The following is a 12,468-nucleotide window of genomic DNA, read 5'->3' as shown; positions in this document are numbered from 1 at the left end:
CTTTCGGCTCCTTTATGTTCTACAAGAATTCGTTACGCTTTCAGCTTACGCATAACCAGAGTGGCGTTGGTGCCACCGAAGCCGAAGCTGTTGGACATCACGGTGTTCAGCTGACGCTCGGTCGGCTGAGTCACGATGTTCAGGCCTTCAGCCTTCTCATCCATCTCGTCGATGTTGATGCTTGGGGCAACGAAGCCGTGTTCCAGCATCAGCAGAGAGTAGATTGCTTCCTGAACGCCTGCGGCCCCCAGAGAGTGGCCGGTCATCGCTTTAGTCGCAGAAATCGCTGGGGTGTTGTCACCGAAGACTTCACGGATTGCGCCCAGTTCTTTCACATCGCCAACTGGCGTAGAGGTACCGTGGGAGTTCAGGTAGTCGATTGGAGAATCAACACCGTCCATCGCCAGCTTCATGCAGCGTACTGCGCCTTCGCCAGACGGAGCAACCATGTCTGCGCCATCAGAGGTTGCGCCGTAGCCAACCACTTCTGCGTAGATATGTGCGCCACGCGCCAGAGCGTGTTCCAGTTCTTCAACCACAACCATACCGCCACCGCCTGCGATAACGAAACCGTCACGGCTCGCATCATAGGTACGGGACGCTTTGTCCGGGGTTTCATTGTATTTGGTAGACAGTGCGCCCATCGCGTCGAACTCACAGGCCATTTCCCAGCACAGCTCTTCGCCGCCACCAGCAAATACGATGTCCTGTTTGCCCAGCTGAATTTGCTCAACCGCACTGCCGATGCAGTGTGCAGAAGTCGCACAAGCGGAGCTGATAGAGTAGTTCACACCGTGAATTTTGAACGGGGTGGCGAGGCACGCGGAAACCGCAGAAGCCATCGCTTTGGTCACAACGTAAGGACCGACCGCTTTCAGGCCACGCGGGCTACGCATTGCGTCTGCACCGAAGACCTGAGATTTAGAAGAACCACCGGAACCTGCAATCAGGCCCACGCGTGGGTTGTTCTGATAAACGTCTTCTTTCAATCCAGCATCTTCAACAGCCTGCTGCATTGAGAGGTAAGCATAGATAGAGGCATCGTTCATGAAACGGACCACTTTGCGGTCGATAAGACCCGTGGTGTCCAGTTTGACGTTACCCCACACGTGGCTACGCATACCAGAATCTTTGAATTCTTGAGAGAAAGTGATCCCCGAGCGTCCTTCACGCAGAGATTCCAGGACTTCCTGCTGGTTGTTACCGATGCTGGAAACGATGCCCAGGCCAGTAATCACTGCACGTTTCATTCAATACCTCTGTAAGTCATATACTATTTTAAGTTTCGAGTCGCACAATAGCGTACACTTGTACGCTGAACAAGTCCGATCAGACAAATTAAGTATAAATTTGCGCCACCCGGCACACATCGCTAAGATCGCCGGACGCCTTGCACTGCGAGTAACTTACGTGAAACAAAACGCCATACAACCTGCCAACCTCGAATTTAACAGTGAGGGTACACCTGTTTCCCGAGATTTTGATGACGTCTACTTTTCTAATGATAACGGACTGGAAGAGACCCGATATGTTTTTCTTGGGGGAAACAGACTAACGGAGCGCTTTACGTCTCACGATCGTTCCCACCTGGTGGTTGCCGAGAGTGGATTTGGTACCGGATTGAATTTCCTCACTCTCTGGCAGGCATTTAAGACTTTTCGCGACTCGCAGCCTGACGCTACCCTACAAAGATTACATTTCATCAGTTTCGAAAAATTCCCGCTGCGTCTGAACGACCTGAAACTTGCTCATCAGCACTGGCCTGAACTGGCTGATTTTGCCGCGCAGTTACAGGCGCAATGGCCCCTGCCCTTTTCCGGTTGTCACCGCTTAGTGCTGGATGAAGGTCAGGTCACGCTGGATCTGTGGTTTGGCGATATTAACGAACTGGTCGACACTCTGGATGACTCCCTGAATCAGCAGGTCGATGCGTGGTTCCTTGACGGTTTTGCGCCCGCCAAAAACCCGGATATGTGGACGCCAACGCTGTTTAACGCGATGGCAAAACTGGCGCGTCCCGGCGCCACGGTGGCGACGTTTACCTCAGCGGGCTTTGTGCGTCGCGGCTTAAATGACGCCGGTTTTTGCATGAAAAAGAGCAAAGGCTTTGGGCGCAAGCGAGAAATGCTGACCGGGTATCGGGATGATTCTCAACCAGCAACTGCCACCGCGCCGTGGTTTGCCCGCTCCGGAAGTGAAACCCGAGAAACGGCGATTATCGGCGGTGGTATTGCCAGTGCACTGCTGTCTCTGGCGCTGCTGCGCCGCGGCTGGCAGGTTACGCTGTATTGCGAAGATGACGTTCCGGCACAGGGTGCCTCCGGCAACCGCCAGGGCGCGCTCTACCCGCTGCTGAGCGCTCATGATCCGGCAATGGAAACCTTCTTCCCGGCGGCGTTTACCTTTGCTCGACGTCTGTACGACTCCCTGCCCGTTGCTTTTGATCATGACTGGTGCGGCGTGACGCAGCTCGGCTGGGATGAAAAAAGCAGCCACAAAATTGCTCAGATGCTGAAACTGGCACTGCCGCCAGAAATTGCTGTTGAAGTGGATAGGGCCGAAGTGCAGCGCACACTTGGCGTCGAAACGGGCTGCGCGGGCATTCAGTACCCGCTCGGCGGCTGGTTGTGTCCGGCACAGCTCACGGCGGCGGTTATCGAACTGGCCTGTCAGAATGGGCTGAACGTTCTCTGGAATCATCATTGTGAAACGCTCGACGCGCAGGCCAACGGCTGGGTGCTACATTTTGCGAACAGTGAAACACTACATCACACCAGCGTGGTGCTCGCCAACGGCCATCAGATTAATCAGTTCTCGCAAACGGCGGAGCTGCCGGTATCTGCGGTGGGCGGTCAGGTCAGCCATATTCCGACCACGCCGGAGCTGGCGAAGTTACGTCAGGTGCTGTGTTACGACGGCTATCTCACGCCGCAAAATCCGCACAATCAGCAGCACTGCATCGGTGCCAGCTACCAGCGGGGGCAAACGGACATGGCCTACAGCGAGGACGATCAGCAGCATAATCGGCAGCGTTTGCTCGACTGTTTCCCGGATGCCATGTGGGCACAGGAAGTCGACGTCAGCGACGGTGAAGCCCGCTGCGGCGTGCGCTGCGCCACGCGCGATCATTTACCCATGATGGGCAACGTGCCGGATTATCCGCAAACGCTGGACACCTACGCCACGCTGGCTGAAAACCGCGACAATGCCAAATCAGCGCCTGTTCACAACAACCTGTTCATGCTCGGTGGCCTTGGGTCACGCGGCCTGTGCTCTGCCCCGCTGGCGGCAGAAGTTCTGGCTTCACAGATGAGTCATGAACCGCTGCCGCTCGACGCCAGAACTCTGGCAGCGCTGAATCCGAACCGGCTGTGGGTGCGTAAACTGCTGAAAGGCAAAGCGGTTATCAAAGCAGATTAATGCGCTGCTGCGCCTGTTTGCGATACTGCAACGGCGTCTGGCGCATCATCCGTTTAAAGCAGGTGATGAAGTAGGTAACCTCCTGAAAACCGACTTTCGCCGCAATCGCATCGACGCTCATTTCACTGGTGCGCAGCAAATCACAGCTGCGCTTCAGCCGCCGGGTGAGCAAATACTCGTGAATACTCCCACCTGTCTGTTGGCGGAAAATGCGTGACGTATAGCTGCGCGAAAGCCCAATATCCCGCGCCAAATCCTCCAGCGAAAACTTCTCGCCGTAATGCGCTTCCAGCCACTGCATGATTTGCGCCGACGCGGTTTGCTGCTGCGGTGCGCTGGCCTGCGGTAACGCGGGCAGGAGCGACATTATCTGCATCACCAAAAAAGCCACTTCGTCTGCCGGATAGTGCTCTCTGGATTCCAGTGCCGCAAACTGTGCCAGAACGGTTTCCATATATTCGGCATGCTCACTCAGATCGTACGCCTGGGCTGGCGCGTGGCTGGCGGCCAGACGGGCAAACTGCGTCTGAAAACGCGGGAACTGCTGTAGATTACTTTCCACCGCCGACTGCTCGATATGCATCGTGGAGCGGTGATAATGGTTACGCTCGCTGTCATCGACATGCACTTTGTGCAGGCGAAACGGCGGGAAGATAAACAGTCTGCCGGGGCGTGCGGTGTAGTGCTGATTATCTACCACCACAATGCCGTAGCCTTGTGAAATAAAGAGAAACTCCACGCACTGATGCCAGTGATAATAGACCGCGCTGGAGCCCCACATTCGGTTAAAAGAAATCGCCTGTTTTTCTAAGGTTATTCTTTCCAGTAACTGTACATCGCTCATTCCGTCACCATGACAACAAAATTAAATTTTTAGCCTACGGTTTGCAATTTATTGCGCTCTCAGTGGGGAAAATCCAGCGAATTTAAAATAGCGGTTCATTTTTGTGAACCTGCTCACTCAGCCATTGAAGGAAAAGCGGCTAGGCTTGGTTTCGCCGACTGATTCAGTCGCGGTAAAAATCCAATAACAATAACGTTTAATTTTCTCGTGTCTGACGGGAGGGCCTCGTGCAACCTGAACACATTACCTTTGAAAATCCTTTACAACAGCGCAGTGACCTCACCCAATGGGTGAATGAAATATTGAATGCGGTCACCCCCTTTTTTAAAAATAATGCCAGCGGTGTGGATCTGGCGAATTTCACCACCCATTACGGCCAGCGCATCGCCAATATGGAAGCGTTCTCCCGTTTATTATGGGGCGTCACGCCGTTACTGGCAGGCGGACAGGAACCTGAACAGCTTTCTCTGTACATTCAGGCTATTAAAAACGGCACCCATCCGGCGCACCCGGAATACTGGGGAGAAATTGGCCATAGCGATCAGCGGGTAGTGGAAATGGCTGCCTACGGTCTGCTGCTGGCGCTGGCACATCAACCGTTGCTGGCGCACTTCAACGAGCAAGAAAAACAGCATCTGTGGCAATGGCTGAAGCAAAGCGAAACCGCCACTATTCCTGACAACAACTGGCACTTCTTTCCCATTCTGGTGCAGGTCGGTTTTCATCACGCCGGAATGCCCGTCAACCACGAAGTCATTGCGCGCCATTTTGCGGCGATGGAACATTACTGGCTCGGCGACGGCTGGTACAGCGACGGCCCGGATCGCCCACGCGATTACTACATTTCGATGGGTTTCCACTTCTACGGCCTGATTTATTCCAGGCTGATGAAAGAGGTCGATCCGCAGCGCTGTGCCACGTTGCGCGAACGTGCCACCGTCTTTGCCGCTGACTTTATCCATTTCTTTGACGAAAACGGCGCCGCGATTCCGTTTGGGCGCAGTCTGACCTATCGCTTTGCGCAGGCCGCATTCTGGAGTGCCGCCGCTTTTGCCGGACTGGACGTATATTCGCCGGGCATTCTTAAAGGCCTGGTGTTGCGCCATCTGCGTTGGTGGCAACAACAGCAGCCGTTCGACCGCGACGGCGTGCTAAGCGTCGGTTACAGCTATCCAAACCTGATCATGGCCGAAGACTATAACGCGCCAGGCTCGCCGTACTGGGCGCTGAAAACCGTACTGGTGCTGGCGTTGGGCGAAAACAGTGATTTCTGGCAGGCCAAAGAAGAACCGCTGCCGCCACGCGAAACGCCGCACGCCATCCCGAAAGCCGCACAGATCCTGGTCCACCAGCCAAATCATCTATGGATGCTGACGTCTGGCCAGCTGGAGCGGAACAATTTCGTCAACACCGAAGCAAAGTACTGCAAATTTGCCTACTCGACGCGCTATGCCTTTAACGTCGAACGTGGGCGCTTTGGCCTGGCACACGCCTCGCCGGACTCAATGCTGCTGCTCAGTGAGAAGGACAACTACTGGCGCGGACGCCGCGAATGCCAGCGGGTCAGCGTGCATGAAAATTACATCTACAGCCGCTGGCTGCCGTGGAATGACGTTACCGTCGACAGCTGGCTGGTCGCACACGGCGACTGGCAGGTGCGCGTGCATCAGCTGCAAACCGCCCGTGAACTGGATTGCGCCGAGGGTGGCTTCAGCATCAATTCCCGCCCGCTGCCGCAACAACAGTTGGAAGCCGGAACCAGCCGTCTGACCGGCGAGCATGACACCAGCGCCATTGTGTGTCTGAGTGAAAAACGCCGTCAGGGTGAGGTGGTATTAACCCCACCAAACAGCAACCTTCTGTTTGCCGACCGCGCCGCCGTACCGGTACTTCGCGGTGAATTATCACGCGGTACACATTTGCTGATAAGCGCCGTCTGGGCCGGAGATCCGCAGGATTTCGACGTCACCCGTGCCCCCGAAGTCAGCGTTGAGCAAGGCGTTATTCACCTGACGTCGGCCACGCAGAAAACGCATTTTCCCCTGACCGAACTGCCGTGAGACTGAGGAGACAATCATGACCGCGACAACCTCGCGCACTGCGCAAATTAAGATGAGCAGCTTTATCTTTCTCTACTTCTTTACCTGGTCCTCCAGCTTTGGACTTTATGCCCTGTGGTTAAGCCAGAAAGTCGGTCTGGACAGCATCACCATCGGCAGCGTTTTCGCCATCAACGGCGTGTTTGCGGTGATCATGAAGCCAGTGTACGGCTACATCATGGACAAAATCGGCATGAGCAAATGGCTGCTCTATTTTGTCTGTGCCGTGTCTGCACTGATGGCGCCATTTTTTATCTTTGTCTATCAACCGTTACTGCTGAGCCATACCCTCGTCGGGATTATTATCGGCGCGCTGTATCTTAGCCTCGGCTGGTACGCTGGCGTGGCGGCATCGGAATCTTACGCAGACCGCTTCAGCCGTTTGTATAACCTCGAATTTGGCCGCATTCGTATGTGGGGATCGCTTGGCTGGGCGCTGGCGGCATCGCTTTCTGGCGTGCTGTTCAACCTCACGCCGCTGGCAAATTTCCTCGTCAGTAGCGGTACCTCGGTGTTGATGCTGTTGGTGTTGATCAGCCTGAAAATCGGCGATGAGCAACTGCGCAGTAATAACGTTATCTCTGACAACAAAATCGTCTTTGGTGATGTCATCTTACTGCTCAAAAACCGCAAATTCTGGATGTTCAGCCTGTATGTCGCCGGTGTGGCCTGGATGATGTTTGTCGCCGAGCAGCAGTTCCCGCGCTACTTCGTCTCGTTTTTTAGCACCAAAGAACAGGGTAACGCCTGGTACGGCTATCTGAGCATGATCCAGTCCGGCACTGAGTTTGTGATGATGATGTTTGTCCCGATGCTGGTGAACAAGTACGGCGCCAAAAAAGGATTATTACTCTGCGGCCTGGTGGTCGGTTCGCGTCTTATCGCCTCAGGCCTGACGACCGATCCGCTGGCTATCTCGATAATCAAACCGTTATACGGCGTGGAGATCGCCCTACTGCTGATTTCGGTGTTCAAATATATCGCTGAGCATTTCCACAAGAAGGTCAACGCCACCATGTACCTGCTTGGCTATCAGGCGATGATCTACGTCGGATCCGTCGTTGTCGCGCCGCCTGCAGGCTATCTGTACGCCAAAATCGGCTTCGAGCAGACCTACCTGATGATGGGCTGCTGCGCCCTGCTCTTTACGCTGATTTCCACTCTAACTCTTTCACGCTGCCGCTCAGAGCGCGACCCTCATCCCGAGGACGCGCAGACGCTGGACGCGGTATCCATTGCCCCTGCAAAAAGTCATTAAGGAGAAGTCATGACCCGTTCTGTTGTTACCGAGCCGCTGCGCCCCGTTGAGCTGTATGCCATCGACCGGCCTGCACTGCGTCAAAGTCTGGACGCCGCCCTGACGCGTATCACGCGAAAACTGGATACCAACATTGCCGCTTTCGGCGACTGTTTCCCTGGAGAGGCCTGTGAAAACGGCGTCTGGCCACGGACCCAAAACGTGGAGTGGACCACCAGCTTCTGGACCGGGCAGCTGTGGCTGGCGTGGGAAATGACCGGCGAAGCGCGTTTCCGTGAAGCAGCAGAGCGCACCCTGCCCTCGTTTGCTGAACGCATTGAGAAACGCATTGAAACCGCGACCCATGACCTGGGCTTTCTGTACTCACTTTCCTGCGTCAGCGCGTGGCGACTGACCGGCGACGAAGACGCGCGCCGCACAGCATTACAGGCTGCCGATACGCTGATGGAACGTTTTAACCCGACGGCGAAAATCATTCAGGCCTGGGGCGACCTGAACGATCCAGAGCAGCAAGGCCGGATGATTATCGACTGCAACATGAACCTGCCGCTGCTGTACTGGGCCAGCGAGCAAACCGGCGACCCGAGCTATGCCGACGCTGCGACGGCTCACGTTGAACAAGCCGCGCGGTATATTGTGCGCCCGGATGCCTCGACGTATCACACTTACTACATGGACGTGGTGACCGGTGAACCGCGCTTCGGTAACACGCATCAGGGTTACAGCGACACGTCCTGCTGGTCTCGCGGCCAGGCATGGGGAATTTACGGCTTTATGCTGAGCTACCTGCACACCGGTGACACTAGCATGGTCGAACTCACGCGTAGTCTGGCGCACTACTTCCTCAACCGCCTGCCGGAAGATGAAGTTTGCCACTGGGATTTAGCACTGCTGGGAACGGACGCCGTGCGCGACAGTTCCGCCGCGGCCATTGCCGTTTGTGGTTTGCTGGAGCTGGTGAAGGCATTACCGACGCTGGATCCGCATCGCGCACATTATGAAGAAATGGCGCTGCGCATCATGAAGTCTCTGACCGAAAACTATCTCGCTCGCGACGACGAGCCGTGCGAAGGTCTGCTCAAGCATTCGGTCTATCACATGGCGAGCGGCAAAGGCGTGGATCAGTGCTGTAGCTGGGGCGATTATTTCTATCTCGAAGCCATGGCGCGTTTGCGTCAGATTTGGCCGCTGTACTGGTAAACCGTCAGGTGTAAAAAAGCCCTCGATTTTTGCAATCGGGGGCTTGTTGTTTTCAGCAGCATGCTTACTTAAATTTTGCCTTCTGGAACAGCGTATCCCACATGCCGAGCACCAGCGCCTGATCGCGCGGATTCAGTTCACCGGCGTGAATGGCTTTTTCCAGGCTCTGGGTCACTTTTTCATACACCGCTTCCGGAGAGTGATCGTCACCCGCTTCCAGGTCTGCGACCGCAAGCGTCAGGTGGCCGCGGAGGTAGCCGCTGGCAAACAGTTCATCGTCGCTGGCGTGCTCTACCATGTCATCAATTAACGCCAGAATGCGCGATTCAAATTCTGCGATCATCTTCTTTCCTCAATTTAGATCTTCCGGCCAGGGGAAGTGTTCCGCCGTTAACGTCGGCGTTTGATAATATTTTTGTAATGCCGCGATGAAGCGCGCCGGACGCGCCGGGATCCCTTCTGCGAGATACGTCATTACCTGCGCATGAACCCGACGCTGGAATACAATGCGGTCAGGCTCAACATCCCCTTCGAGATTGTCGCAGCTGACGTTAAACGGAAAACCTGCGGCGGCGCAAAACAGCCAGTCGAACGCCTGTGGTTTAACTTCCACATCTTCGAACTGACCCTGCGTTTTCGCATCGCGTCCATCCGGGCAGTACCAGTAACCGAAATCCACCCGCTTACGGCGCTCGGCACCGGCAATACACCAGTGCGAAATCTCGTGCAGGGCGCTGGCATAAAAGCCGTGCGCAAAGACGATGCGGTTGTACGGTGCATCGTCATCAGCAGGAAGATAAATCGGTTCGTCTTCGCCTGAAATCAGACGGGTATTAAAATCATCAGCAAAACAGCTATCGAATATGTCGATCAGCTGCTGAAAATGGTGTTGTTGCATTAATGAATTCCCAACCACTGGAGGATCTCCGCCCCGTGACTGTCATAGAGAAGTTTAGCGCTCATCACCGCCGAAACGATGACGATCATCGGCCGGATCAGCGTTTGTCCTTTGCTGAGCACCAGTCGCGATCCCATTCGCGCCCCTAAAAATTGTCCTGCCATCATCACAAAACCGGTTCCCCAAATCACCTTGCCACCGATGATAAACAGCAGCAAACCGCCGACGTTTGAGGTGGCGTTCAGCACTTTTGCATGCGCGGTAGATTTGGCGAGATTAAATCCGGCCAGCGTCACAAACGCCAGCGCATAAAATGAACCCGCTCCGGGGCCGAAAAAGCCGTCATAGAAACCGACACAGCCACCGGCGACCAGTGCAAACGGCAGCCCGTGCAGGCGGCGCTGGCGGTCTTCTTCTCCGAGCCTGGGCATCAACAGGAAGTACAGGCCGATGCCAATCACCAGCAGCGGCAGGATCTGACGCAGAACGTCGGACTGCACATGCTGAACCAGCAACGCCCCGCTCATTGAGCCGATAAAGGTCATCAGAATATTGAGTTTTTGGTCCGCCAGACTGACGACTTTTCGGCGAACAAAATAGAGCGAAGATGACAGTGACCCGCCGCAGGCCTGCAGTTTGTTGGTTGCCAGGGCGTTTGCCGGAGACATACCCACCGCCAGCAACGCCGGAATGGTCAGCAGGCCGCCGCCGCCCGCCAGAGAGTCAATAAACCCGGCCAGTAATGCGATAAAGAAAAGTGCCACCAGCAACAACGGTGACACCATAAATATCTCAGTGAAATGTTCCATTAAAGGACATGCTCATCCAGTAGCGCCTGGCAGGAACGCGGCAACGGTGGCGGCGTTTTCTTCACAGGTTTGGTTGTTCCCGGTTTCGGTGGCGCGAACCAGCTTTGCAGCTCTGCGCCACAGCCATCACCCGGTGGAGGTGGCGCCTGATCTTCACACTCAAGGCTCCCCGCCGGACAGCGTAAACGCACGTGCATGTGGGCACGATGCTGGAACCACGGACGCACTTTACGCAGCCAGTCGCGGTCGGTACCCGCATCCAGACACAGCTGCTGTTTGATAGCCGGATTGACGAAGATGCGCGTCACATCATTATCTTTGGCGGCGAGTTTAACCAGCGCGCTGATTTTTGGCGACCACAGCGAGGGCACCACACGCTTGCCATCAGCGGCCACTAAATCCAGCGCCTGTGGTTTTAACAGCTGCGCCGAAGTCCAGCGAGTCTGCGGAAGTTGCAGGAAAACGTCGACGTCCAGCCCGGACTGATGGCTGGCGTGACCGCCATTAAAGCGTCCGCCCGCGGGCATCCCCATATCGCCAATCAGCATCGTTCCCAGTCCCAGGTTGTGCACCTGATTGCTGAGCCGCTGAATGAACAGAATCAAATCCGGATGGCCGAAGTAGCGACGCTGATCGGTACGCATCACCTGATAGTTATCGGAGCGCAGCGGCAGCGCTTGCGCCCCGACGATACAACCATTGGCAAAAGCCCCAATCGACTGAGCTGTGCCCGGAATTGGCTGGGTGATTTTTTGCCACGGCGTGGCAGCGAACCCCACGTGACTGACCAGCAAAGCCAGCAGCACTATGACGATTTTTTTCATTTTCCCACGTTTCCCTGGAAAGGCTTACCAGCGAGGCAGCGTTGTGGTCACATCCGCATTTTGTGCGCGCTGGCGCAGCAGATGATCCATCAGCACGATAGCCAGCATCGCTTCTGCGATTGGCACCGCACGGATCCCAACGCACGGATCGTGTCGACCTTTGGTTACCATTTCCACTTCTTCACCAAAACGGTTGATCGTGCGGCCCGGTACGGTGATGCTCGAGGTCGGTTTCAGCGCCATGTGGGCGATGATTTGCTGCCCGCTGCTGATCCCGCCCAGTACGCCACCGGCATGGTTGCTCTGGAATCCCTCTTTGGTGATTTCGTCCCGGTTTTGGCTGCCGCGCAGGTTAACAACGTCAAAGCCATCGCCGATTTCCACGCCCTTCACTGCATTGATGCTCATCAGCGCGTGCGCGATATCGGCATCCAGGCGGTCAAAGACCGGCTCACCGAGGCCCGGCGGCACGCCGTCAGCGACCACAGTGATTTTCGCCCCAATCGAGTCGCCTTCTTTTTTCAGGCCGCGCATCAGTTCATCAAGCGCGTCGATTTTATCCGGATCCGGGCAGAAGAACGGGTTCTGTTCCACCTGGCTCCAGTCCTTGATTTCCAGCGGAATATCACCCATTTGGGTCATGCAGCCGCGGATGACCACGCCGAATTTCTCTGCGAGGTATTTTTTGGCAATCGCCCCTGCCGCTACGCGCATCGCGGTTTCGCGAGCGGAAGAACGGCCGCCGCCGCGATAGTCACGCAGGCCGTATTTTTGTTCGTAGGTGTAATCAGCGTGGCCCGGGCGGAAGACATCTTTGATAGCGCTATAATCCTGGGAGCGCTGATCGGTATTCTCAATCAGCAGGCCAATGCTGGTGCCGGTGGTGACACCTTCAAACACGCCAGACAGGATTTTCACCTGGTCCGGTTCGCGACGCTGCGTGGTGTAACGCGAGGTTCCCGGACGGCGTCTGTCGAGATCGTGCTGCAGATCAGCTTCCGTCAGAGGAATGCCCGGCGGCACGCCGTCCACGATGCAGCCGAGGGCCACACCGTGGGATTCGCCGAAGGTGGTTACGCGAAAGAGTTGTCCAATTGTGTTTCCTGCCATTACAGC

11 protein-coding genes are annotated in these 12,468 nt (G+C 55.7%); 4 read left to right on the top strand and 7 right to left on the bottom strand.

Annotated elements, in window-relative coordinates; all coding sequences use genetic code 11:
- Positions 1–32: 32 nt before the first annotated feature.
- A complete protein-coding gene (gene fabB / locus MUU47_RS16265; protein WP_159760454.1) occupies positions 33–1,250 on the bottom strand; it encodes a beta-ketoacyl-ACP synthase I in 1,218 nt (405 codons plus the stop codon).
- A 160-nt stretch (positions 1,251–1,410) separates the two neighbouring features.
- On the opposite strand from fabB, the gene mnmC reads away from it, so the two are divergent.
- Positions 1,411–3,420, top strand: a complete 2,010-nt coding sequence (gene mnmC, locus MUU47_RS16260) for a bifunctional tRNA (5-methylaminomethyl-2-thiouridine)(34)-methyltransferase MnmC2/FAD-dependent 5-carboxymethylaminomethyl-2-thiouridine(34) oxidoreductase MnmC1 (RefSeq protein WP_258989178.1) — start codon at positions 1,411–1,413, stop codon at positions 3,418–3,420.
- Here the strand turns inward: mnmC and MUU47_RS16255 are convergent.
- Entirely contained in the window at positions 3,407–4,264 is an 858-nt protein-coding gene (locus tag MUU47_RS16255; RefSeq protein ID WP_258989176.1) for an AraC family transcriptional regulator, read from the bottom strand. The two genes, mnmC and MUU47_RS16255, sit on opposite strands and share 14 nt — an antisense overlap.
- 227 nt (positions 4,265–4,491) lie before the next feature.
- Between MUU47_RS16255 and MUU47_RS16250 the strand changes: the two genes are divergently transcribed.
- The 3 genes from MUU47_RS16250 to MUU47_RS16240 are packed head-to-tail and all read left to right on the top strand — an operon-like array spanning position 4,492 to position 8,821.
- The gene (locus MUU47_RS16250) at positions 4,492–6,324 is read left to right on the top strand and encodes a DUF2264 domain-containing protein (RefSeq protein WP_258989175.1); all 1,833 of its coding nucleotides are present in this window, start codon (positions 4,492–4,494) and stop codon (positions 6,322–6,324) included.
- Between the two features lie 16 nt (positions 6,325–6,340).
- Positions 6,341–7,621: an oligosaccharide MFS transporter gene (locus MUU47_RS16245; protein WP_258989174.1), complete on the top strand. Its 1,281-nt coding sequence runs from the start codon at positions 6,341–6,343 to the stop codon at positions 7,619–7,621.
- A 9-nt stretch (positions 7,622–7,630) separates the two neighbouring features.
- Entirely contained in the window at positions 7,631–8,821 is a 1,191-nt protein-coding gene (locus MUU47_RS16240) for a glycoside hydrolase family 88 protein (protein WP_258989173.1), read from the top strand.
- A gap of 64 nt (positions 8,822–8,885) precedes the next feature.
- On the opposite strand, the gene MUU47_RS16235 is transcribed toward MUU47_RS16240, so the two are convergent.
- From MUU47_RS16235 to aroC, 5 genes are read right to left on the bottom strand one after another with little or no spacing between them, the layout of a single operon-like run.
- Positions 8,886–9,164: a YfcL family protein gene (locus MUU47_RS16235; protein ID WP_159760464.1), complete on the bottom strand. Its 279-nt coding sequence runs from the start codon at positions 9,162–9,164 to the stop codon at positions 8,886–8,888.
- A gap of 9 nt (positions 9,165–9,173) precedes the next feature.
- A complete protein-coding gene (locus tag MUU47_RS16230; protein ID WP_258989172.1) occupies positions 9,174–9,719 on the bottom strand; it encodes an elongation factor P hydroxylase in 546 nt (181 codons plus the stop codon).
- Positions 9,719–10,528 (bottom strand): sulfite exporter TauE/SafE family protein, encoded by an 810-nt coding sequence (locus tag MUU47_RS16225; RefSeq protein WP_159770107.1) that lies wholly within the window; start codon positions 10,526–10,528, stop codon positions 9,719–9,721. Before MUU47_RS16225 ends, MUU47_RS16230 begins: the two co-directional genes overlap by 1 nt.
- The gene (mepA, locus tag MUU47_RS16220; RefSeq protein WP_258989171.1) at positions 10,528–11,352 is read right to left on the bottom strand and encodes a penicillin-insensitive murein endopeptidase; all 825 of its coding nucleotides are present in this window, start codon (positions 11,350–11,352) and stop codon (positions 10,528–10,530) included. The genes MUU47_RS16225 and mepA overlap by 1 nt, the downstream gene beginning before the upstream one ends.
- 24 nt (positions 11,353–11,376) lie before the next feature.
- Positions 11,377–12,462, bottom strand: coding sequence for a chorismate synthase (gene aroC / locus MUU47_RS16215; RefSeq protein ID WP_258989170.1), 1,086 nt, complete (start codon positions 12,460–12,462; stop codon positions 11,377–11,379).
- Between the last annotated feature and the right edge of the window lie 6 nt (positions 12,463–12,468).

Origin of the sequence: Scandinavium hiltneri, assembly GCF_024764835.1 — a bacterium.
GTDB classification, from domain to species: Bacteria; Pseudomonadota; Gammaproteobacteria; order Enterobacterales; family Enterobacteriaceae; genus Scandinavium; species Scandinavium hiltneri.
The sequence above is the reverse complement of the archived record's forward strand: the minus strand, read 5'-3'. Positions and strand labels throughout refer to the sequence as shown.